The sequence below is a fragment of the Kribbella sp. NPDC006257 genome, from assembly GCF_040613535.1.
Lineage (GTDB): Bacteria > Actinomycetota > Actinomycetes > Propionibacteriales > Kribbellaceae > Kribbella.
This window is the reverse complement of sequence record NZ_JBEXSJ010000016.1, coordinates 49,168-70,317: the sequence shown is the minus strand read 5'-3', so window position 1 is coordinate 70,317 and position 21,150 is coordinate 49,168. Positions and strand designations below refer to the sequence as shown.

At 67.4% G+C, this 21,150-nt stretch carries 21 protein-coding genes; 13 read left to right on the top strand and 8 right to left on the bottom strand.

Annotated features, from left to right (window positions below; translation table 11 throughout):
- Positions 1–57 precede the first annotated feature (57 nt).
- Entirely contained in the window at positions 58–1,995 is a 1,938-nt protein-coding gene (locus ABZ004_RS20605) for an acyl-CoA dehydrogenase (protein WP_355681707.1), read from the top strand.
- The gene (locus ABZ004_RS20600; RefSeq protein WP_355681705.1) at positions 1,988–2,605 is read left to right on the top strand and encodes a hypothetical protein; all 618 of its coding nucleotides are present in this window, start codon (positions 1,988–1,990) and stop codon (positions 2,603–2,605) included. The genes ABZ004_RS20605 and ABZ004_RS20600 overlap by 8 nt, the downstream gene beginning before the upstream one ends.
- A 375-nt stretch (positions 2,606–2,980) precedes the next feature.
- On the opposite strand, the gene ABZ004_RS20595 is transcribed toward ABZ004_RS20600, so the two are convergent.
- The gene (locus ABZ004_RS20595; protein ID WP_355681703.1) at positions 2,981–3,619 is read right to left on the bottom strand and encodes a response regulator transcription factor; all 639 of its coding nucleotides are present in this window, start codon (positions 3,617–3,619) and stop codon (positions 2,981–2,983) included.
- The gene (locus ABZ004_RS20590) at positions 3,607–5,559 is read right to left on the bottom strand and encodes a histidine kinase (RefSeq protein WP_355681701.1); all 1,953 of its coding nucleotides are present in this window, start codon (positions 5,557–5,559) and stop codon (positions 3,607–3,609) included. Before ABZ004_RS20590 ends, ABZ004_RS20595 begins: the two co-directional genes overlap by 13 nt.
- A 154-nt stretch (positions 5,560–5,713) precedes the next feature.
- Between ABZ004_RS20590 and ABZ004_RS20585 the strand changes: the two genes are divergently transcribed.
- Genes ABZ004_RS20585 through ABZ004_RS20575 form a run of 3 tightly spaced genes read left to right on the top strand, consistent with a single transcriptional unit; the run spans position 5,714 to position 7,104 of the window.
- On the top strand, positions 5,714–6,022 hold the full coding sequence (locus tag ABZ004_RS20585) for a hypothetical protein (protein WP_355681699.1): 309 nt from the start codon (positions 5,714–5,716) through the stop codon (positions 6,020–6,022).
- Between the two features lie 35 nt (positions 6,023–6,057).
- On the top strand, positions 6,058–6,609 hold the full coding sequence (locus tag ABZ004_RS20580; RefSeq protein ID WP_355681697.1) for a TetR/AcrR family transcriptional regulator: 552 nt from the start codon (positions 6,058–6,060) through the stop codon (positions 6,607–6,609).
- 9 nt (positions 6,610–6,618) lie between these two features.
- Entirely contained in the window at positions 6,619–7,104 is a 486-nt protein-coding gene (locus tag ABZ004_RS20575; RefSeq protein ID WP_355681696.1) for a DUF2867 domain-containing protein, read from the top strand.
- Here the strand turns inward: ABZ004_RS20575 and ABZ004_RS20570 are convergent.
- Positions 7,084–7,647: a TetR family transcriptional regulator gene (locus ABZ004_RS20570; protein WP_355681694.1), complete on the bottom strand. Its 564-nt coding sequence runs from the start codon at positions 7,645–7,647 to the stop codon at positions 7,084–7,086. The two genes, ABZ004_RS20575 and ABZ004_RS20570, sit on opposite strands and share 21 nt — an antisense overlap.
- A 90-nt stretch (positions 7,648–7,737) precedes the next feature.
- On the opposite strand from ABZ004_RS20570, the gene ABZ004_RS20565 reads away from it, so the two are divergent.
- Positions 7,738–10,254, top strand: coding sequence for a bifunctional FO biosynthesis protein CofGH (locus tag ABZ004_RS20565; RefSeq protein ID WP_355681692.1), 2,517 nt, complete (start codon positions 7,738–7,740; stop codon positions 10,252–10,254).
- A 23-nt stretch (positions 10,255–10,277) separates the two neighbouring features.
- Here ABZ004_RS20565 and ABZ004_RS20560 read toward each other — a convergent pair whose 3' ends face one another.
- The 3 genes from ABZ004_RS20560 to ABZ004_RS20550 all read right to left on the bottom strand — a co-directional run bounded on the left by ABZ004_RS20560 (position 10,278) and on the right by ABZ004_RS20550 (position 13,373).
- Positions 10,278–11,483, bottom strand: coding sequence for an MFS transporter (locus ABZ004_RS20560; protein WP_355681690.1), 1,206 nt, complete (start codon positions 11,481–11,483; stop codon positions 10,278–10,280).
- Entirely contained in the window at positions 11,480–11,926 is a 447-nt protein-coding gene (locus tag ABZ004_RS20555; RefSeq protein WP_355681689.1) for a MarR family winged helix-turn-helix transcriptional regulator, read from the bottom strand. The genes ABZ004_RS20560 and ABZ004_RS20555 overlap by 4 nt, the downstream gene beginning before the upstream one ends.
- A gap of 238 nt (positions 11,927–12,164) precedes the next feature.
- Positions 12,165–13,373, bottom strand: a complete 1,209-nt coding sequence (locus tag ABZ004_RS20550; RefSeq protein ID WP_355681687.1) for a glycosyltransferase — start codon at positions 13,371–13,373, stop codon at positions 12,165–12,167.
- A 90-nt stretch (positions 13,374–13,463) separates the two neighbouring features.
- On the opposite strand from ABZ004_RS20550, the gene ABZ004_RS20545 reads away from it, so the two are divergent.
- From ABZ004_RS20545 to ABZ004_RS20535, 3 genes are read left to right on the top strand one after another with little or no spacing between them, the layout of a single operon-like run.
- Complete coding sequence (locus ABZ004_RS20545) at positions 13,464–13,940, top strand: helix-turn-helix domain-containing protein (RefSeq protein WP_355681685.1); 477 nt, start codon at positions 13,464–13,466, stop codon at positions 13,938–13,940.
- Positions 13,937–14,398, top strand: a complete 462-nt coding sequence (locus ABZ004_RS20540) for an isoprenylcysteine carboxylmethyltransferase family protein (protein WP_355681683.1) — start codon at positions 13,937–13,939, stop codon at positions 14,396–14,398. Before ABZ004_RS20545 ends, ABZ004_RS20540 begins: the two co-directional genes overlap by 4 nt.
- A gap of 24 nt (positions 14,399–14,422) precedes the next feature.
- Positions 14,423–15,121 carry an SDR family oxidoreductase gene (locus ABZ004_RS20535; protein ID WP_355681682.1) on the top strand — a complete coding sequence of 233 codons (699 nt, stop codon included), beginning with the start codon at positions 14,423–14,425 and terminating at the stop codon, positions 15,119–15,121.
- On the opposite strand, the gene ABZ004_RS20530 is transcribed toward ABZ004_RS20535, so the two are convergent.
- Positions 15,114–16,739, bottom strand: coding sequence for a GMC oxidoreductase (locus ABZ004_RS20530; protein WP_355681680.1), 1,626 nt, complete (start codon positions 16,737–16,739; stop codon positions 15,114–15,116). The two genes, ABZ004_RS20535 and ABZ004_RS20530, sit on opposite strands and share 8 nt — an antisense overlap.
- A 140-nt stretch (positions 16,740–16,879) precedes the next feature.
- Here ABZ004_RS20530 and ABZ004_RS20525 point away from each other — a divergent pair, with 140 nt between their 5' ends.
- Genes ABZ004_RS20525 through ABZ004_RS20515 form a run of 3 tightly spaced genes read left to right on the top strand, consistent with a single transcriptional unit; the run spans position 16,880 to position 19,376 of the window.
- On the top strand, positions 16,880–17,518 hold the full coding sequence (locus tag ABZ004_RS20525) for a TetR family transcriptional regulator (protein ID WP_355681678.1): 639 nt from the start codon (positions 16,880–16,882) through the stop codon (positions 17,516–17,518).
- Positions 17,515–19,080: an MDR family MFS transporter gene (locus ABZ004_RS20520; RefSeq protein WP_355681676.1), complete on the top strand. Its 1,566-nt coding sequence runs from the start codon at positions 17,515–17,517 to the stop codon at positions 19,078–19,080. The genes ABZ004_RS20525 and ABZ004_RS20520 overlap by 4 nt, the downstream gene beginning before the upstream one ends.
- Complete coding sequence (locus ABZ004_RS20515; RefSeq protein ID WP_355681674.1) at positions 19,077–19,376, top strand: MTH1187 family thiamine-binding protein; 300 nt, start codon at positions 19,077–19,079, stop codon at positions 19,374–19,376. Before ABZ004_RS20520 ends, ABZ004_RS20515 begins: the two co-directional genes overlap by 4 nt.
- Before the next feature lie 63 nt (positions 19,377–19,439).
- Here ABZ004_RS20515 and ABZ004_RS20510 read toward each other — a convergent pair whose 3' ends face one another.
- The gene (locus ABZ004_RS20510) at positions 19,440–20,186 is read right to left on the bottom strand and encodes an SDR family NAD(P)-dependent oxidoreductase (RefSeq protein ID WP_355681672.1); all 747 of its coding nucleotides are present in this window, start codon (positions 20,184–20,186) and stop codon (positions 19,440–19,442) included.
- Between the two features lie 99 nt (positions 20,187–20,285).
- On the opposite strand from ABZ004_RS20510, the gene ABZ004_RS20505 reads away from it, so the two are divergent.
- A complete protein-coding gene (locus tag ABZ004_RS20505; protein ID WP_355681670.1) occupies positions 20,286–21,134 on the top strand; it encodes a helix-turn-helix transcriptional regulator in 849 nt (282 codons plus the stop codon).
- Positions 21,135–21,150 lie beyond the last annotated feature (16 nt).

Here is a 21,150-nt window from a genome sequence, read left to right as displayed (position 1 = left end):
TCACTGACCACGAACGTTGTTACGCCGCAGTTATGTGCGACCCAATAGATTTCTCCTATGGACGCGACGGGGCTGCGGGACTATCTGGACGGGCCGTACAAGGCGGCGCGGGATGTCGTACGGGATGGCTTGGCGGAGCATGCCGAGCTGCTGGACGCGGGGTTGCGGCTGCCGCGGGACGAGTACCGCGATCAGGTGCTCGCGATGCTGCAGCAGATCACCGCGGACGGGCATCCCGGTCGCGGGTTCCCGAAGGAGTACGGCGGCCAGGGCGACCTCGGCGGATTCATCGCCGGCTTCGAGACGCTGGCCTTCGGCGATCTCTCGCTGATGGTCAAGGCGGGGGTGCAGTTCGGCCTGTTCGCCGGCGCGATCCTGCAGCTCGGCACGACCCGGCATCACGAGGAGTATCTGGCCGACGCGATCAACGGCCGGCTGCTCGGCTGCTTCGCGATGACGGAGACCGGCCACGGCTCGAACGTCCAGGCACTCGGTACGACGGCGACGTACGACCCGGCGACCGAGGAGTTCGTCGTGCACACCCCGGATGCGGCGGCGCGCAAGGACTACATCGGCAACGCGGCCCGGCACGGCCGGATGGCGGCGGTCTTCGCCCAGCTCGTCGTCGGTGGCGAGACGCATGGCGTGCACTGTCTGCTCGTGCCGATCCGCTCGCTTGCGGGCGAGGCGCTGCCGGGCGTGACGCTGAGCGACTGTGGACCGAAGCTCGGCCTGAATGGTGTGGACAACGGCCGGATCGTCTTCGACCACGTCCGCGTTCCCCGTACGGCGTTGCTCGATCGCTATGCGCAGGTCGATGCCGGGGGCACCTACACCAGCGAGATCGAGAACCCGGACCGCCGCTTCTTCACGATGCTCGGCACGCTCGTCCAGGGACGCGTCTCGGTCGGTGGTGCAGCCATCAACGCGAGCAAGGTCGCGCTCACCATCGCGATCCGGTACGCCTTGCAGCGGCGGCAGTTCGGTGCGCCGGGGAGTGCCGAGGAGGCGTTGCTGCTCGACTACCGGATGCATCAGCGCCGGTTGCTGCCGTTGCTGGCGAAGACCTACGCGCTGCACTTCGCGCAGGGTGAGCTGGTCGACGAGTTCGTACGGCTCTTCGGCAAAGAGGGCCGGAACGAGGATGACGAGCACGACCGGCGTGCCCTGGAGGCTCAGGCGGCCGGAACGAAGGCGCTCGGGACCTGGCATGCGACGGAGACGATCCAGCTCTGCCGGGAGGCTTGCGGTGGTGCCGGCTATCTCGCAGAGAACCGGCTGGCCGCGCTCAAGGCGGACACCGATGTGTTCACGACCTTCGAGGGTGACAACACTGTCCTGTTGCAGCTGGTCGCCAAGGGGTTGCTGACCGGATACCGGGAGGCGTTCGGCAAGCTCGATCCGCTCGGCACCGCCCGGTTCATCGCCGCTCAGGCGGTCGAGATCGCGGTGGAGAAGACCGCGCTCCGGACCTTGGTGGAGCGCCTGCGGGACGTCGTACCGAATCGGAACGACTCGGCTGATCCGGATGCGGGGCTCCGCGACGATGCGTACCACTGCGGTCTGCTGCGATTCCGGGAGGAGCACATGCTCGCCGGGGTGGCTCGCCGGCTCAAGGCGGGGATCGACGCCGGGGTCGAGCCGTTCGAGGCGTTCAACCGGTGTCAGGACCACGTGATCGCGGCGGGGCGGGCGCATGTCGACCGCGTCGTACTGGAGGCGTTCCTGGCCGGCGTACAGGCTGCGCCGGAGGGGGAGGTGCGGGACCGGCTGAAGGAGCTGTACGACCTGCACGCGCTGTCGACGATCGAGGCGGAGCGGGCCTGGTACATCGAGCACGGCCGGTTGTCCGGGCCGCGGTCGAAGGCGATCACGGCGCTGGTGAACGAGCTGTGTGCCCAGGTCAGGCCGCATGCGGGCGAGTTGGTGGACGCGTTCGGCGTACCGGGCCCGGCGGTCGCTGTGCCGATGGTTGTACCGTCACAGCATGAGTGAGCCGATTGAGCCCGCGTCGGCTGCCGAGGCCGCCCGCGAACTGGCGAGGGTGTTGCTGGAACAAGCCGACGCCCTGGACCTGCACGACCTGCGGGCCACCACGGCGATCGAGAACGTCCGGGTGCAGGCCCGGGTTCTCGCCGACGCCGTCCACGAGCGCGGCTGGGGCGACATCTTCCTCGGCATCGATTCCTACGACCCCGACGAGCTGGACGACCTGCCGCTCGGCCCGGACGACTTCGACGACCCGGCCGACTACCGGGAGATGATCGAGGGCGCCGGCCTGGACGAGCTGGACGAGCCGCTGGTCCCGGAGAACGGGATCCGGCTCAGCTACCAGGCCCGCTACGACTTCGTGGTGACCGATCCGGACGCGTTCATCGCCTACGTCCGCAGTCGCGCCGACGAGGCGCAGAACGACGACGTGATCGAGGACATCGAGGACGCCCGGTCGGCCTTCGAGCTGCTCGGCTACCTGGACGGCATCGGCTCCAAGGACTACGACGGTGTCGGGCTCAGCCCGGCCGGCGGCGAGGAGTCCCACAAGGTGGTCGAGTTCTCCCTGTGGGACATGGACCCGACCCGGCGCGACGACACCTTCCCGTACTGACAATTGTTGTTGCGGCAGGCAACTTCACTACGAATAGTGAGGGTTTGTATACAAAGCGTGGCCTTAGTCAAGATCAATGCAAATGTTTGATCCGCCGCGTAGCAGCCGTCCGGTTGCGCATGACAACGTTCTGTTGTCGGCGACGGACGGGTCGCTGACACAGGCTCTAGGAAGTTTCGCGGTCTCCCGTCCGGAACCGGACTGTACCTCCCCTGCCGGTTGCGGAATGGGATCGCGCTACCTCCCTCCTTCGGGGCCGACCGCCCTCTCGGGGCAAAGCAAGACGCCGGCCGTGTCGCCGGGGTGCCGGTCGCCAGTGAGGTGGTGACCGACACCCGACACGGCCGGCGTTTTTTCCGTTGTCTGCCGGGAAGCTCAGCCGGTCAGGTGGGTGAGGACGGCGAGCACGCGACGGTGGCTGGTCGGGGTGTCGTCGATCCGGAGCTTCTGGAAGATGCTGCGCATGTGGGTCTCGATCGTGCGCTCGGCCAGCACCAGGCGGTCGGCGATCGCGCTGTTGGAGAGACCTTCCGCAACCAGCGCCAGTACTTCGCGTTCGCGGGCTGACAGAGCGGTCAGCGGATCGTTCGCCCGCGTCGGCGTGACGAGCGCCGCGACGATCGCGGGATCCAGGGCCGAGCCGCCGTCCGCCACCCGGCGCATGGCGTCGAGGAAGTCCGCGACCCGGAGTACGCGGTCCTTCAGTAGGTAGCCGAAGCCACCGGTGGCGACGAGATCGACCACATGCTTGGTCTCCACGTGCTGGGACAGCATCAGGATCCTGCGGGCCGGGTCGGCTGTTCGCAGCGTCTTCGCGGCCCGGGCGCCGTCGTCGGTCATCGTCGGAGGCATCCGGACGTCGATGATCGTCAGGTCCGGCTCAGCCTCGGTGACGGTCTTGATCAGGGCGTCCGCATCGGCGACCGCTCCGACGATCTCGTGCCCGTTCTCGGTCAGCAGGCGGCTCAGACCCTCGCGGAACAAGGCCGAATCCTCGCCGATCACGACGCGCACGGGATCTCCGCCCTGATCGACGTACCGGCACCGGGCGGGCTGTCCAGGGTGAGTTCGCCGCCTTGGGCCGCGACCCGGTCCCGCAGTGAGGTCAGCCCGAAGCCCTCCCGGGCGCCACCGATCCCGTCGTCGCGGACCAGAACGTTCAGCCGTTGCCCGGTCATGCTGACCTCGATCGAGATCCGCGTCGCCTGGGCATGCTTGAGGGCGTTGGCGATCGCCTCACCGACCGTGAAGTACACCGCGGTCGCCACTCCTTCACCGATCTCGAGCTCGGGGACGCTGAGGTCGACCGGCACCGAGCTGTCCTGCACCAACCGGCGCAGCGCGACCGCGAGCCCGTCGTCCAGCCGGCCCGGCCGTACGCCGTGCGCGATCCGCCGCAACTCACCCACGGTCTGCTCCAACGTCTCCACCAACTCGTCGATCACTCCGTACTGCGCGGCGCTCGGCCCGAGCTGGTGCTGCAGAGACCGCAACCGCATGCCCACGGCAATCAACTGCTGCTGCGCCCCATCGTGCAGATCCCGTTCCAGCCGTTGTCGTTCGATGCTCGCTGCTTCCACGAGCCGAGCGCGACTCGCCCGTACGTCGGACAGTGCGTCCTGCAACTCCAGTCGCAGCCGGCTCACCTCGATCGGCAGACGAGCCTCGACCGCGGCCTCCCTGGCGCGCCTGATTCTCCGCGCCGAGGTGACGCCGAGGATCAGGGCGCCGACGGTCGAATCGCCTGTCTGCAAGGGGATTGCGTTGCCGGGGAGGCCCAGGTGTTGGCCCGGTCGTTGAAGGATGACCTGGAGATCTGGGTCGTCGAGGGCTTTCCGTAGTACGGACCCGATCTGTTCTGGTTCGGCCTGGCCGTCGCGGACCCGGCGTACGAAGTCCTTGATCTGTTCGGCAGCGACGGCTCGGTCGGGGTCCACCAAGCGGCCGATCGCGCGGTGCAGCCAGTGATAGAGGGGGAGCAGGAGCAGGGCGGTGACGGAGGCGGCGCTGGTGACACCAGCTCGTTCCTGCCGCGGGAAAAGGGTGTCGACGGCAACGACCACGCCGGCGAAGACCGCGGCCGAGACGAACGTGGTGATCAGCCAGCTGACCGCAGTACCGAAGAAGCGGTCGATGTCCAGCAGGTCGTGCCGCAGGATCGCGACGGCGATAGCACCCGGAACCAGGATAAGCATCGCGACCAGGAAGCCTTGATAGGCGAGTTCGCCGGGGATGCCGACGGCGATCGCCAGCCAACTTGTTGCCAGCAGCACCGGTACGGCGATCGCGGCACACATCAGCCAGCGCAGCCGGAGCCGGGTGAGCTCGTCACCGCGGCGGAATCTGGTCACCAGGCTGACCGAGACCGCGAGCAGGACTGCGACCAGACCTGCCAGGGCGATGACGACCAGGGCGATCTGGAGTGGGATCGGCAAGGTGAAGGGTGGTTCGCCGGTCACGCGTTCGGGGTCCGGGGTGGGGGAGAAGTTGTCGGGGTTGGTGGCGACGGCGAAGTTCACCAGGGCAAGGGAGAGCGGCACGGCAGTTGCGATCACCCGCCATGTGCGTCCGGGAAGCAGGCCGTCGGGGAAGACCAGGATCAGGATCGCGAAGCCGATGAACAGCCACGCCCAGACACCGGCCGCGGCGATCTCCACGTTGCGGGCGCCCGGCCAGGGGCGGGCGGTGTGATAGGTCGCTCCCCAATCTTCGACGGTGAAGACGACGGCCGGCAGTGCACCGGTCAGTGCGAGTGCCGGGCCGACCGGGCTTTGCGGTGCTCGGATGGCAATCAGCCAGCCGAGCAGGAGCGACGGCAGCAGGATCACCATCGTCACCAGGAAGTCGCCGCCGGAGCCGATCGAGGCCGGACCGTAGGCAAGTGCTGCGCGCACGACCAGGCCCGCGGCGTACGCGACTGTCGCGGTCGTCACCCACACCAGTGGCCTGATCACAGCGTCATCATCCTCCCGCGACAGCGCTGGACGCATCAGTGCCAACACCGGGTCCAGTGCCAGCACTTGGCCGACTGCGGCGCTGGCACGGATGTGAGGCCGGTGGTGCGGGCGGGAGCGTAGGTGAGGTCAGAACTTCCTAGGAGGGAATCCCATGGTTGCCATCATCACCGTCTTGTTCGCCTTTCCGCTCGGCTACTTCCTGCGGAACCGCACCTCGGCGTACCTCGCCTACGTCGCGATCTACGCCTACTCCTTCACTTTCCAGACCCTCTACCTGCTCCGCGACTGGATCGGTAACAGCAGTAGTGCCTTTCCCCGCGACCCCGACAAACTCCCCCTCGGCTACCTGGCCGTCACCGCCGGCATCTACGCCGTCGGCTTCCTTCTCATCACCCTCGCCCACCACCTGGCCGCCAAACGCCGTACCCGTTCCACCGCACCGGTTAACCTCGACGCCTGATTCACCATACCAAACAGTATGGTACGGTCGGGTTCATGGCGAGCAGGGTTGATTGGTTGGATGCCGGGCTTCGGTTGCTGGCGGCGGAGGGGGCGCCGGCGGTGACGATCGAGCGGCTGACCAGCGAGCTCGGTTTGAGCAAGGGGTCGTATTACCACCATTTTCAAGGGGTTGGCGGGTTTCGGACGGCGTTGCTGGAGCACTTCGAGGCGCTGTTCACGACCCGGTTGATCGACACGGTGGAAGAGGATCCGGGCGCGGACGCCGAGGTGAAGCTGGTGCGGCTGATGGAGTTGGTGCTGGCCGGGCCGGAGGACGCCAAGTTGGAGATCGCCGTTCGGGCGTGGGCGTTGCAGGACGGTGAGGCGCGGCAGGCACAGGAGCGCGTCGACAGGACGCGTACGCAGTACCTGCGGAAACTTTGCCGTGGACTCGAGAGCAGTCTGATCGCCCCGGACCGGCTGGCCGAGCTGCTCTATCTGATCCTGATCGGTGCCGAGCAGGTGCTGCCGCCGGTGCCTGCCGACGAGCTTCGCGCGCTGTACGCCGACACCCTGCGACTCGCCACCGGAAAGTCACTGCTCTGAGGAGGCGCTATGACGGAGCTGCCCGAGTTGGCAGATCTGTTACCCACTGTGGATGTGGTCGATGTGAAGACCGCAACCGGAAACGTCAGCCTGCGCGAGTTCGTCGCCGGCTCGCTCGGCTCGTCACCGTTGTGGATCAAGGCGTTGTTCGCCGTCCGGGTCGTCGTCGCCAAGGCACTTCGTCTGGAGACGGCCACGGTGCCGTCGCGTCCCGGACTGCGGCCGGAAACAGTCAGCTTCACCCCGGGCGACCACGCCGCCTTCTTCGAGGTGGTCCGTGGCGAGGAGGACCACTACCTGCTCCTCAAGGTCACCGACAACCATCTGATCGGATACCTCGCCTACATCATTTCGCCCGACCACGAGTTCAAGGTCGTCACCCTCGTCCGGTATCTCCGGCCGGTAGGACGCCTTTACTACAACGCGATCAGCCCGTTCCACCACCTGGTCATCCACAGCATGATCCGCTCTGGTCTAGCGAAGTACCGCCAGTAGGGCGTGGAAGTCGGCTCGGTTGAATTGCCGGGCGCCGATCAGCGCCTGCAGGAGGATGCCGTCCAGTGCGGCGACCAAGAGGCTGGCCTTGTGCGGGTCGCTGGTGAAGCTACGGGCGATCTGGGTCAGTGGTTCCAGCCACGCCGCTGCCGCCTCGCGCAGGGCGGGGCGGCGAGCAGCGAGGAGATAGAGCTCGTACTCCGCGAGCGTGCGCCCGCGTCGGTAGACGAGACAGTGCTCGATCAACCGGGCCAACTCGTCGGCCGGTCTCGCGCCCAGGTCGGTGACCCGCTCATGGAGCTCGGCTGCCAGGTCCTCGGCGGCCCAGCTCAGCGCTGCGACCAGCAGCTCGTCGAGGCTCGCGAAGTGGTACGTCGTCGAGGCCAGCGAGACCCCCGCCTCGGCCGCGACGGCCCGATGACTGACCCCCGCGACGCCCTCGCGCTCGACGATCGCCAGCGTCGCGACGAGCAGCTCGGTCCGTCGCGCCGTACCCCGCAATCGTCGTCCGTCCGGGCGTTTGGGAAGGCCTCTGACCTGCACAAACGACAAACTACCAGGACAGACGTACTGATTGTTTTTGGGTCGCCGAATCGGCAGAAAGCCCGCAGATCGCGACATAGGCTCGTCGCCGTGACGACTACTGCGATGCGCCGCGCGCTCAAGCGGGCCGATGACGGGAAGACGCTGGATCCGGCCGAAGTCGAGGTACTGCTGGCCGCTTCCGGTGACGCACTGACCGCCTTGATGGCGACGGCCGCGCGGGTTCGCGACCAGGGTCTGGCCGACGCCGGTCGCAGCGGCATCGTGACCTACTCCAAGAAGGTCTTCATCCCGCTGACCCGGCTCTGCCGCGACCGGTGCCACTACTGCACCTTCGCGACCACCCCCGGCCGCGTGCACTCGCCGTACCTCTCGCCGGATGAGGTGCTGAAGATTGCCCGGGAGGGTGCTGCCCTCGGTTGCAAGGAGGCGCTCTTCACGCTCGGCGACGCGCCCGAGGACCGCTGGGACGCCGCGAAGACGTGGCTCGAGGAAGCCGGCTACGACAGCACGCTCGACTACGTGCGGGCGATGGCGATCCGGGTGCTGGAAGAGACCGGGCTGCTGCCACACCTGAACCCGGGCGTGATGTCGTGGCAGGACCTCCAGCGACTGAAGCCGGTCGCGCCGAGCATGGGCATGATGCTGGAGACCACCTCGCGCCGGCTGTTCGAGGAGAAGGGGCAGCCGCACTACGGGTCGCCCGACAAGGACCCGGCGATCCGGCTGCGGGTGCTGGAGGACGCGGGTCGCTCCAACGTCCCGTTCACCACCGGGCTGCTGGTCGGCATCGGTGAGAACCTCCAGGAGCGGGCCGACTCGATCTTCGCGCTGCGCAAGATCGCCCGTCAGTACGGCGGTATCCAGGAGGTCATCATCCAGGGGTTCCGGGTGAAACCGGACACCGCGATGCGCAACGACGCGGACATCCCGCTGGACGAGTGGCTGGCCGCGATCGCCGTCACCCGGATCGTGCTCGGCCCCCGGATGCGGGTCCAGGCACCGCCGAACCTGGTCGACCTGGCCGAATGCAAGCTGCTGCTCGATGCCGGGGTGGACGACTTCGGCGGGGTCTCGCCGCTGACCCCCGATCACGTCAACCCTGAGCGTCCGTGGCCGCAGATCGACGATCTGACCAAGGTGACCGCGGCTGCCGGATTCACCTTGCGGGAAAGGCTGACCGCGCACCCGGAGTACCTGCGGGAGCCCTGGCTCGACCCGCGGCTGATCTCGCACGTCGAGGCGCTCGTCGATCCGGAGACCGGGCTGGCTGATGAGGCCGCGTTCCCGAAGGGCCTTCCCTGGCAGGAGCCTGACGGTGGCTGGGACAGCGTGGGGCGGACCGATCTGCACACCGCGATCGACACCGAAGGACGGCGTACGGAGACCCGCTCGGACTTCGACGCGGCGTACGGCGACTGGGATGTGCTGCGGGAGGACGTCGCGGCGCGGCGCGCTGGTGAGTCGAAGCCGGAGCGCATCGACGCCGATGTGAAGGCCGCCCTTGCTGCCGCTGCTGATGATCCGGCGGGGCTGTCGGATGCGCAGGCGCTGACGTTGATGACCGTGACCGGGACGGCGCTGGATGAGCTCGCCAGGATCGCGGACGACCTGCGCAAGGAGGTCGTCGGCGACGACGTGACGTACGTCGTCAACCGGAACATCAACTTCACCAACGTCTGCTACACCGGCTGCCGGTTCTGCGCGTTCGCGCAACGTCGTACGGACGCGGATGCCTATTCGCTGTCGATGGACGAGGTCGCGCAACGGGCCGAAGAGGCCTGGGTGATCGGTGCGACCGAGGTCTGCATGCAGGGCGGCATCCACCCGGACCTGCCCGGTACGGCGTACGCGGATCTCGTCCGGGCCGTCAAGGAGCGCGTGCCGCAGATGCACGTCCATGCGTACTCGCCGATGGAGATCGTCAACGGGTCGGTCCGGACCGGGCTGTCGATCGAGGAGTTCCTGATCTCGGTCAAGGAGGCCGGGCTGGACAGCATCCCGGGTACCGCGGCCGAGATCCTCGACGACGACGTGCGCTGGATCCTCACCAAGGGAAAGTTGCCGACGGCAAGCTGGATCGAGGTCATCTCGACCGCGCACAAGGTCGGGCTGCCGTCGTCGTCCACGATGATGTACGGGCATGTCGACGCGCCGCACCACTGGGTGCAGCACCTGCGGACGATCGCTGAGGTCCAGGATCAGACGGGTGGGTTCACGGAGTTCGTGCTGCTCCCGTTCATCCACACGAACTCGCCGATCTACCTGGCCGGCGTGGCCCGCCCAGGGCCGACGTACGACGAGAACCGCGCCGTGCACGCCATGTCGCGGATCATGCTGCACGGCCGGATCGACAACATCCAGTGCTCGTGGGTGAAGCTCGGCACCGATGGATGCGTCGCGGTTCTCAACGGTGGCGTCAACGACATCGGCGGCACGCTGATGGAGGAGACCATCAGCCGGATGGCGGGCTCGAAACACGGCTCCCGCAAGTCGATCGAGGAGCTCACCGCGATGGCGACCGCCGCCGGCCGCCCGGCCCGGCAGCGCACCACGACGTACGGCGAGGTGCCGGTCCGTCCGCACAGCGAGCTGGAACTCGCTTAAGCGTCGGCGGTGGTGAGGTTCGCTTAAGCGTCGGCGGCGGTGAGGGCGGTCGCTTCGGTCTCGGTGTGGGCGGCCGGCGTCCGGAGGTGGGACAGCGGCTTCCAGCCGGTGGCGAGAACTCCGACGGCGAGGAGGACGGCGAAGGCGCCGACGTAGAACGGCAGCTGGATGTTGACCTCTTCGCCGAGCTTGCCGGCCAGCCAGGGCGCGACCGCGCCACCGGAGAACCGGACGAAGCTGTACGCCGCGGAGGCGGTGCCGCGCTCGACCGGAGCGGCCGCCATCACGGCCTCGGTGATCAGGGTGTTGTTCACGCCGAGGAACAGGCCGGCCACGATCACGCCGATCGCGAGGACCGGACGGTGGTGGGCGTAGATGCCCATCACGGCCAGGTCGGCGGCGAAGAGGAACAGCGACGTCAGTACGACGGGCAGCGTGCCGAACTTTCGCTGCAACCGGGGCGCCGCGAACACCGAGGTCAGCGCGAGCCCGATGCCCCAGCCGAAGAAGATCAGCCCGATCTGCCGCGCGGACATCGCCAACGGGAACGGGGTGAACGCGAGCAGCGTGAAGAAGCCGAAGTTGTAGAGCAGGGCGGTGACCGCGACGGTTGCCAGCGAACGGTGCCGGAGTGCCTTCAACGGTTCGATGATCGACGTACGCCGGGGCGCGGGCGGTGATGCGGGCAGCAGGAACGCGGTGGCGGCGAGGGCGATGGTCATCAGCACGGCGACGCCGAAGAACGGGCCGCGCCAGGAGATGGTGCCGAGTTCACCGCCGACCAGCGGGCCGGCCGCGATACCGACGCCGAGCGCCGCTTCGTACAGGATGATCGCCTGCGCGACGGAACCGGTGGCAGAGTTGACGATGGTCGCCAGCGCGGTGGCGATGAACAGTGCGTTGCCGAGGCCCCAGCCGGCCCGGAAGGCGACGATCATGCCGATCGAGTTGGACAGGCCGGCGAGGGCGCTGAAGACGACGATGATGGCCAGGCCGATCAGCAGGGTGCGTTTGGCGCCGATCCGGCTGGAGACCGCGCCGGTGATCAGCATCGCGACACCGATCACTGCCATGTAGCTGGTGAACAGCAGGGAGACCTGGGACGGGCTCGCGTGCAGTTGCTCGGCGATCGGCTTGAGGATCGGGTCGACCAGGCCGATGCCCATGAACGCGATCACACAGGCGAAAGCGACCGCCCAGACGGACTTGGGTTGTTTGTTGCTGCTCACCGGGGCGTCTCCTCCAAAGGTTCGAGGGTGAGGATGGAATGCATGACGGTGACCGCTGCCTTGAGCGTCGCGAGGTCTTGGGCCGGCAACTGACTCAGACGGGTGGCGATGGCGGCACCGGCTTCGTGCCGGGCCTGGTCGAGCTCGGCACGGCCGGCGTCGGTGAGGCTGATCAGGCTCGCGCGGGAGTCGGCCGGATCGGGCTCGCGCCGGACCCAGCCGCTCTCCTCCTGCCGCTGCACCAGGTTCGACATCGTCGGCTGGGAACACCGGTCGGCCTTGGCCAGGTCGCTGATCCGCGACGGCCCGAGCTCGTCCAGCCGCCCCATCAACCGCATCGCGGCATGCGGCAGCGAACTCACATCCCGGCTAGCCAACCGCGTCAACCGCGCCGCAGCCACCACAACCTCAACCCCGAGCTCCGACAAGTCAGTAGCGATCACCTGTACAACAATACATAGTAAAGCTATGTTTCTCTAGCGGGATCGGCGTGAACCGGATCACCTCCTCCTCGCGGGGCTCACCCCTTGCCATAGCAGGGCGGCAACCCCGCAAGGAGGGGTGAACCCCGCGACTGGGGGTGAATCCGGTGACGTGTGGTGACGACGGGGCAGGGGGCGACCCCGGGGAGGGGCTGGGCCGCGGGAGTAGCGGCGGACGCCGGAAGAGAGGGTAGGCGGGTCAGATGGTGGCGTGGGCGATTAGTTCGGCTGCTTGGGTGGGGCCGTCTGCGGCGGCGTAGAGCTTTTGGATTCGCTCGGCGGCTCGTTGGTGGGAGGGGTTGTTGAGCATCTCGGTGGCTAGTTGCGTCAGCTGGGATAGGTGCGGCGGAGGTAGGTGGCGGGCGGCGCCTTGGCGTTCTAGGAGGGCGATGTTGAGGTCCTGCTCGATGTGGAGGGGGATGCCGAGCAGGGGAGTGCCCGATGCCATGGCGGTTTGGGTGCTGCCTTGGCCGCCGGTGGTGATGGCGAGGTCGACCTGGGGCATGACGAGATGGCTCGGGAGGACGCCTTCGATCATGATGCGGTCGGTGGCGAGGTCCTTGAGGTCGTGAATGGTGCCGGCTATGAGGATGCGGATGTCCAGGGTGCTGAGCGCATCCACTGCCTGGCGGACGAGATTGGGCGGGGTTGAAGTCATTGCCAGGTAGACGGTTGGGCCCGGGTGGGTGAGGAACTTCTCGACTCGGTTGGGGAGCGGGACGTTCAGGTGCGCGAAGAGGGGGCCGACGTTGGCCAGGCGGGAGCTTGGGCGATAGCCCTTGCCTGGGCGCCAAGCGGTGAGGTCGGCGGCCGAGATGCCTAGTACTTCCGGGATTTCGGGGACCAGGGAGAGGTCGCCGAGGAGTAGGGCGGCGAGGCTGGGGATCTGCTCGACGCCGAGTGCCTCCGCGACGCGGTTGAAGCCGCCGCAGTACGCGGTGGTGCGGTTCGTCGTACGGTTGATCAGGAAGCGGCTGAGCCAGTCCGGGGCGTGCTTCAGGCGAGGGTCGACGGGGCGACTAGGTGCCGGGAGCAACCTTCGTTCGAAGACCGGCGGGACGAAGCTGCCGGCGTGCTCGGTGATGAGTCTGACGCCGGCCAGCCGCGAGGAGAGCAACGTAGTCAGGGTGAATCCGGTCACGGCCACCGTGATGCCGTGTCGCCGGAAGTACTCCGCTTCCGCCTGGACATAAAGGCGAATCTCAGCGTCGTCGTACATGCTCTGCCGTGGATCCCCCTGCCCGATCGCCGACGCGACGAAGGCGGCCGACCTCGCATCAGACAGCCCGGGCCCGAGTACGTCGTACGCGACGCCCGCTTCGGTGAGCAACCGTTCGTGCGGGCCGCCGTGGGTGGCGACCCGGACCTGTACGCCGAGGCTGGTGAGTGCCCGGTGGAGCTCGAGCATGCGCGACGTCTCGGACAGGTAAGTGCAGTGTGGCAGTAGGCAGATCATCGGTGGTTGCCCCCTTCGGACTCAATAGGTAATATATTGCCTATGTCGCGCACCCACAAGACGGAAGAGTTGCTCGGGATCGGACCGGATTCGACCCTGGACCCGTCGATCCGCGCCTTCCGGACGGTGCTCACGTTGGCCCAGCGTCTCCGCTACGCAATGGATGAGCGCTTGCGAGCCGATGGTCTGACAACTCAGCAAGCGGCTCTCATCACCGTGGTAGCAGCGGCCGGCAAGCCCTCTCTCGCCGAAGCTGCCGCCGCCCTCGGCAGCACGCACCAGAACGTCGCCCAGATCGTCGCCGCCCTCGTCCGCAAAGACCTCCTCCAGGTCGAGCCCGACCCTGCTGACAAGCGCCGCAAACTTCTCGCGACCACCAACCACAACGCCGCCTACTGGAAACAGCGCGACAAGGACGACTTCGCCGCGGTCGCCGATTGGTTCGGCGACCTCACCCCAGCCGAACTCGAAACCTTCTGCACCCTGGCCGGCCGAGTCCTGACCAGGCTCGACCAATGATCAAGGCAGCCCTAGGCAGCACAGCCTTCTTCTTCGCCGCCCCCTGCGTAGTCGCGGGCCTGATTCCCTGGTCGATCACCCACTGGCACCAGCCCCAGTTCTGGCCGGCCCTCGTACTCGTTGCCTTAGGCACCCTCATAGTCCTGCGAGCCTTCACCCGCTTCGTCCGCGAAGGCCGCGGCACCCCCGCCCCCATCGCTCCGACCCAACAACTAGTCATCGGCGGCGACTACCGCTACGTCCGAAACCCCATGTACGTCGGCGTTGTCCTGGCCATCCTCGCCCAGTCCCTCCTCTTCCTCAGCCTCCCTCTACTCCTCTACGGCCTCTTCGCCTGGGCCGTCATGGCGTCCTTCGTCCACTGGTACGAAGAGCCTCTACTGCGCAAGCAATACGGCCCTCAGTACGACACCTACTGCCGAGCCGTCCCCGCCTGGCTCCCTAGAATCAAACCCTGACCGCCCTCACCAAGGAGCCTTGCCATGGAACCCGTTACGTTGATCACCGGCGGTTCGAGCGGGATCGGTGCGGCCACTGCCCGTGCCCTGCTCAAGCAAGGCCACCGGGTCGCGATCACCGGTCGCGACGTCGATCGCCTCGCCGCGCTCGCCACTTCCGTCGGAGCGGGCGATCGGCTGCTGACCATCGCCGGTGACGCCGCCGACGAGAACCAGGTCGCCGCAGCCGTGGCGCAAATCGTGGGCTCGTGGGGCCGATTGGACACGGTGATCGCGAACGCCGGGTACTCCCTGCCCGGCACGCTGGAGGACCACGAGCCTGCGGCCATGCGTGCGATGGTTCTCACGAACGTCCTCGGCCCGGCTCTGCTGGCACGCGAGACACTGCCCCACCTGAGGGCGTCCAAGGGCCGGATCGTCATCGTCGGTTCGGTCGCAGGCACCAGGAACACCCCCGGCAACCTGTACTCCGTCACGAAATGGGCCGCGCACGCCCTGGCCGAGAACGTCCGCCTCCTGGTAGCCAAGGACCACGTCACCGTCACCCTTGTCGCCCCGGGCGTTGTCGACACCCCCTTCTGGGACGACCGCGGCGGATCCCCCGCAGCCGCCCCCACCCTGACCGCCGAACAGGTAGCCGACACAATCCTGTTCGCCCTCAACCAACCCGAAGGCGTAGACATCAACCAAGTCGTAATCCGCCCCACCGGCCAGGTCAACTGAGGTCTGTGGCTAGTACGTGGGCGATGTTGCGTTCGGCCAGGGCTGTGATGGTGAGGAAGGGGTTTACGCCGAGGGAGCCGGGGATGAGGGAGCCATCGGTGACGTAGAGGTTGGGGTGGCCCTTGACTCGGCCGTAGGTGTCGGTGGCTTTGCCTAGGAGGCAGCCGCCCAGGGGGTGGTAGCAGAAGTTGGCGGCGAACTCGCGGTTGTTGGAGAAGAGGTCCCGGCGGTACGTCGTACCGGTGGCTCGGTTGAGTTTGTCGAAGAGGGAGCGGGCGGCGGCGATCGCCGGGTTGCTCTGGGTGGCGCCCCAGTGGAGGTGGGCGCGATCCGCGTGCCGGTCGTAGCTGAGGCGGCCGCGTTCGGGGCTGGCGGTGATGGCGAGGTAGAGGCTGGCCCAGGTTTCCAGGCCGATCGGGAGTGGGGCGATCTCGGCGAAGGCTGGGTGGACCGGGTCGTTCCAGTTGTCGATCGCCAGGGTCGGGATGGTTGATTGGAGGAAGCCGGTCGGGTCCCAGAGGTGGTTCGCGCGGGACGTCATCACGTTGCCGTTGCTGCCCCAGCCCTCGCCGATCTCGGCCGAAAGGTTGCCTAGGGCACCGGTCTCGCGGGCGCGGAGGAGTAGCTCGGTCGAGCCGATGCTGCCGGCGCCGAGGAAGAGGTGGCGGCAGCCGAGTTCGGTTCGGCGCAGCACCTTGCCAGAGGTGTCGATCTGCTCCAGCGAGAGCACGTAGCCGCTCTTGTCCTGGCGGATCGCGGTCACCCGGGTCAGGGTCCGGATCGTCACCCGTCCGGTGCCGACGGCTTCGGCCAGGTAGGTCTTGTCGAGCGACTTCTTGCCGTGGTTGTTGCCGTAGATCACTTCGCCGGCCAGCGCCGAGCGCGGGACGAGATTGCGCTCCTCGCGTTCCAGGTAACGGAAATCGTAGACGTTCGGGATCACCGCGGTCTTGAAGCCAGCCTGGTGCGCATGCCGCCGCGAGACCCGTGCATAGCGGTACACCTCGGTCTTCTCCAGGTAGCGCGGGTCGATCGTGTTCACCCCGAGCATCCGCCGAGCCAGCGGGAAGTAGCGCCGATACATCTGGTCCGCGTTCACGGCAGGCAGCAGCTTCTCGAAGTACGCGCGTTGCGGGGTGGGTGCCATTCCGCCGTTGACGAGCGAGCCACCGCCGACGCCGCGTCCGACGTACACACCCATGTTCGGGAAGTCGAGGCGTTCGAGCACGCCCGCGTACGGCGTACCGATGTCGCGGTTGACCAGGTCGAGCCACAGGAACGTGTCGAGGGGTGCTGCGGTGCGGCGGTGGAACCACATCGAGCGGCGGTCGGGATTCAAGGTCGAGCAGAAGACCTTGCCGTCGGCGGCGGGCTTGTTCCAGAGCTGGCCGAGTTCGAGCATCGTGGTGGCAATCCCGGCCTCGCCGAGCCGGAGCGCGGTGACGGCCGAGCCGTAGCCGGTGCCGATCACCACGGCGGGAACGAAGTCGCGGGACTGGGCGGCGAAGGCGGTGCCGATCCGAGTGAGGCCGAGAGCGGCGGCGGAGCTGAAGGCGGCCAGGCCGGCGAACCGGCGGCGGGACATAACGGACGGGTCAGTCTCGATAAAGGCGGTCACCGACGCACCGTAACGGATTGAATGCTGATGGTGATCCCAGCGTGAGCGGCGTCACGTGGCGCGCTGCCCGATCGCGCAGAGTTGCAAAGTTGCACGAATATCAATTTGCATGCACTGCAAGTTTGTCTACTCTGGGTGACGTGATCCAGACCGAGAACGATGCCGCGCCGGGACGTCGGGAGCGGAAGAAGCGCGAGACGCGGCAGGCGCTGGCCGACGCGGCGTTGCGGCTGGCGTTGGAGAAGGGGCCGGACAACGTCACGGTCGAGGAGATCGCCGAGGCCGCCGATGTGTCGGTGCGGACGTTCTTCAACTACTTCCCGCACAAAGAGCATGCGATCCTCGGCCGCAACCCCGAGCATCTCGAGCTCGCGCTGGAGCGGTTCCGGACGGCGCCGGCCGAGCAGTCGCCGCTGACCACGATGTGGCTGGTCGTCCGTGACGTCCTGCGCGACCTGGAGAGCGAAGGTGAGCTGTCCCGGCGGGGCGAGCTGATCATGGCTTCGCCGGATCTCCTTTACCACTTGATGTTGTCGAGCATCGAGGACGAGCGCCGGCTCACCGTCGCCCTGGCCGAGCGGCTGGGTGAGCCGGCCGGATCGGTCCGGGCGGCCCTGATCATCAGCAGCGCCGGTACGGCGTGCCGGGTCGCGATGGAGGCGCACAAGCAGGCGCCCGAGCGATCGCTGCGGGGGCTCGTCGACGAGGCCTTCCAACTACTTGCCGACGGCATCGACCCGCGTTTCCACCGCAACAGAACACAGAAAGGTCAGGCATGACCACGACCTCTTCCCCCGACGACGTCACCGCCGGGCCGATCGCCCAGCTGACGCCGCGGCAGACCATCCAGGCCATCTCCGGCCTGATGATGGGGCTGTTCGTGGCGATCCTGGCCGGCACCGTGGTGTCGACGGCGCTGCCGCGGATCATCCACGACCTCGGCGCCAGCCAGTCGTCCTACACCTGGGTCGTCACCCTCGAGCTGCTCACGATGACGGCCACGGTGCCGTTGTGGGGCAAGCTCGCCGACCTCTACAACAACAAACTGCTCGTCCAGCTGTCCCTGAGCTTCTTCGTGGTCGGCTCGCTGGTGGCCGGCTTCGCGCCGAACATCGAAGTACTACTGGGCAGCCGGGTCCTGCAGGGCCTGGGCGGTGGCGGTCTGACCGCGCTGGTGCAGATCGTGATGGCGGCGATCATCCCGCCGCGCGAACTCGGCCGGTACTCCGGAATCTTCGGTGCCGTCTTCGCCTCGGCGACCGTCGGTGGGCCCCTGCTCGGCGGCTTCCTGGTCGACTCGCCGTTGGGCTGGCGGGCCTGCTTCCTGGTCGGCGTACCGTTCGTCGTCGCCGCGATCATCCTGCTGCAGCGCACCCTGCACCTGCCGACCGTACGCCGGGAGGTGAAGATCGACTGGTGGGGCGCGTTCCTGATCACCGCCGGCGTGAGCACCCTGCTGGTCTGGTCGTCCTTTGCAGGCAACAAGTTCGACTGGGTGTCCGGGTGGAGCTTCGTGCTCGTCGGAGCGGCTCTGGTCGCACTGGTCGCCGCGGTGCTGGTCGAGCGCCGGCACCCCGAGCCGATCATCCCGATGGACCTGTTCCGCAACCGCACGGTGACGCTGGCCATCGTCGCCAGCGCGCTGGTCGGGGTCGCGATGTTCGGCGGCTCGGTCTTCCTGGCGCAGTACTTCCAGATCGCGCAGGGCTACTCGCCGACCAAGGCCGGCCTGATGAGCCTGCCGCTGATCCTCGGCATGATGGTCGCTTCGACGATCGCCGGTGGGCTGATCACGAAGTACGGCAAGTGGAAGATCTACCTGGTGATCGGGAGCGTGCTGCTGCCGATCGGGCTCGGGTTGTTCGGCACGATCGACGCGCACACGTCGAAGTACATGCTGTGGGCGTTCATGCTGGTGCTCGGCGTCGGGATCGGCCTGGTGATGCAGAACCTGGTGCTCGCCGCGCAGAACGACGTACCGGCTCGTGAACTCGGTGCCGCGACATCGGCGGTGAGCTTCTTCCGGAGCATGGGCGGCACGATCGGGGTCAGCGTGCTCGGCGCGATCCTGGCCAAAAAGGTCACCGAGACGCTGAACCCTGGCGGCGCCTCGTCCGGCGGTGGCAGCAACACCGTGCCGAACATCGCGGATCTGCCGGAACAGGCCCGGACCGTCGTCGAGAACGCCTACGGCAACGCGACCGCAGACCTCTTCACGATGTCGGTGCCGTTCGCCGTGCTGGCCTTGATCGCGGTGTTGTTCATCAAGGAGAAGGCCCTGCTCACCACTTCGGGTGCCGAGCGTCGAGCGGCCGAGGAGGATGACAAGCTGGAGGCATGATCGTTGCCTTCAGTATCAGCCCGGCTGCCGGGGACGAGACCGGAAGCGTGAGCAAGGCGGTCGCCGAGGCGATCCGCATCGTCCGCGCCTCTGGCCTGCCGAACGAGACCAACGCCATGTTCACCAACATCGAGGGCGAGTGGGACGAGGTGATGGCGGTGGTGAAGCAAGCTGTCGAAGCCGTCACCGCCGTCTCACCCCGGGTCGGCCTGGTCCTCAAGGCCGACATCCGCCCCGGCTTCACCGGCCAGCTCACCGCCAAGGTAGACCGCATCGAACAAGCCCTCGCCGACTAGCCCGCACCAGGGAGTGCTGGCTAGGGGCTGGTCCCGGCGGTGGGGCGGCTTCTGGTCGTAGTACTAGTGGCTGTTGAGGGCCGTGATGGTTTCGGGGAGGCGGCCTTCGGGTTCGGCGTTGCGGAGGAACTTGACGCGGTCGATGACGACCTCGGTGACGTCGGGCTGGGTGAGGAGGATGTCGATGGTGTCGGTCAGGTACTCGTCGAGCGGCTGGGCGTGCTCGGCGGTGCGCTGGCCGGGCATCAGGTCGGTTTGGACGGACGGCGGGATCAGTTCGATGACCTGGATGCCGGTGTCGGCGAGCTGGAGTCGCAGGCTCTGGGTGTAGCTGTGGATGGCGGCCTTGGTTGCGTTGTAGGTCGGGGTGTGGATCAGCGGGACGAACGCGAGACCCGACGACACCGTCAGGATCGCCGCGTCCTGCTTCGTCACCAGCCACGGGGTGAAGACGGCGACCGTACGGATCGTGCCGAGCAGGTTGGTGGTGACGATGGCCTCGGTCGTCTCCAGATGCGCGGGGTCGAGCAGGTTCTCCGGTCGCATGATGCCGGACATGGTGACGATCGCGTTCAGGTCGGGGTAGCGGGTGGTGACCTCGTCGTACGCCGCCTGGATCGAGGCCGGGTCGTCGACGTCGATGACGACGGTGCCGATGCCGGGGCGCTCGGCCGCGATCCGGTCCAGCAACTCCTTGCGGCGGCCGCCGATGATCACCTGGTTGCCGAGCGCCTGCCAGCGCAGCGCCAGCCCCAGCCCGAGACCCGAAGTACCGCCGGTGACGAAGATCGTGTTCGCTGTCGTTTTCATGTCTCCAGGCTGGGATCGGATGCCGCCGGCAACCAGGCTCGGTTCAGCCACTGCTCGGCAGGCAGTGGATAACTCCGGCGAGTTCGCGACACTGGAACCATGGAGTACGCCGATCTGTCCGATTTCCTCCGCAAGCGCCGCGGAGCCCTGCAGCCCGAGGACGTCGGGATGCCGCGCGGCCGACGGCGCCGTACGCCGGGACTTCGGCGCGAGGAGGTCGCCACGCTCGCGTCGATGTCGACCGACTACTACAGCCGGCTCGAAGGCGGCCGGGGACCGCAGCCGTCGGTCGAGATGCTCGGGGCGATCGCCCGCGCGCTGCGCCTGACGCTCGAGGAACGCGACTACCTCTTCGTGCTGGCCGGACACGGTACGCCGCCGCGGACGACCCGTGCCTGCCACGTCGACCCTGGGATGTTGCGCATCATGGACCGGCTGCACGACACCCCGGCACTCCTGCTGAACCGCTGCGGTGAGACTGTCGCGCAGACCCCGGCGCACGTTGCGTTCGCGGGGGAGCAGACCAACTTCGACGGGATGGAACGCAGCGAGGTCTACCGCTGGTTCGTCCACCCGCACGCGCGAGCGCTGTACGCCGAACCCGAGTTGAGCACGCACAGCCGGCTGCTGGTGTCGATGCTGCGCGCGGTGGCCACGGTCGACGGGCCGAAGTCGTATGCCGCCTCGATCGCGCGGACCCTGCAGGAGCTGAGTCCGGAGTTCGCGGCGATCTGGGACACCCACGAGGTGGTCGCTCCGCACAGCCGGACCAAGCGCTTCCGGCATCCGGTGGTCGGTGAGCTCGAGCTGTACTGCGAGGTGATCGACAACCGGGACCAGCAGCAGACGTTGATCATTTTCACCGCAGAGCCGGGCAGCGTCAGTGCTGAGAGGCTCGAACTTCTGTCTGTGGTCGGGAGTCAGAGGCTGGCTACTGCCGAAAAGTGAAGGACTTTTCGGAAAA

What these genes read in the sequence shown, in the direction of transcription:
- ABZ004_RS20535 (WP_355681682.1), top strand. Translation starts at nt 14,423, where the DNA reads ATGGAACCCGTTACGTTGATCACCGGCGGTTCGAGCGGGATCGGTGCG.
- ABZ004_RS20605 (WP_355681707.1), top strand. Translation starts at nt 58, where the DNA reads ATGGACGCGACGGGGCTGCGGGACTATCTGGACGGGCCGTACAAGGCG.
- ABZ004_RS20520 (WP_355681676.1), top strand. Translation starts at nt 17,515, where the DNA reads ATGACCACGACCTCTTCCCCCGACGACGTCACCGCCGGGCCGATCGCC.
- ABZ004_RS20550 (WP_355681687.1), bottom strand. Translation starts at nt 13,373, where the DNA reads ATGCTCGAGCTCCACCGGGCACTCACCAGCCTCGGCGTACAGGTCCGG.
- ABZ004_RS20515 (WP_355681674.1), top strand. Translation starts at nt 19,077, where the DNA reads ATGATCGTTGCCTTCAGTATCAGCCCGGCTGCCGGGGACGAGACCGGA.
- ABZ004_RS20585 (WP_355681699.1), top strand. Translation starts at nt 5,714, where the DNA reads ATGGTTGCCATCATCACCGTCTTGTTCGCCTTTCCGCTCGGCTACTTC.
- ABZ004_RS20540 (WP_355681683.1), top strand. Translation starts at nt 13,937, where the DNA reads ATGATCAAGGCAGCCCTAGGCAGCACAGCCTTCTTCTTCGCCGCCCCC.
- ABZ004_RS20575 (WP_355681696.1), top strand. Translation starts at nt 6,619, where the DNA reads ATGACGGAGCTGCCCGAGTTGGCAGATCTGTTACCCACTGTGGATGTG.
- ABZ004_RS20580 (WP_355681697.1), top strand. Translation starts at nt 6,058, where the DNA reads ATGGCGAGCAGGGTTGATTGGTTGGATGCCGGGCTTCGGTTGCTGGCG.
- ABZ004_RS20600 (WP_355681705.1), top strand. Translation starts at nt 1,988, where the DNA reads ATGAGTGAGCCGATTGAGCCCGCGTCGGCTGCCGAGGCCGCCCGCGAA.
- ABZ004_RS20510 (WP_355681672.1), bottom strand. Translation starts at nt 20,186, where the DNA reads ATGAAAACGACAGCGAACACGATCTTCGTCACCGGCGGTACTTCGGGT.
- ABZ004_RS20505 (WP_355681670.1), top strand. Translation starts at nt 20,286, where the DNA reads ATGGAGTACGCCGATCTGTCCGATTTCCTCCGCAAGCGCCGCGGAGCC.
- ABZ004_RS20545 (WP_355681685.1), top strand. Translation starts at nt 13,464, where the DNA reads ATGTCGCGCACCCACAAGACGGAAGAGTTGCTCGGGATCGGACCGGAT.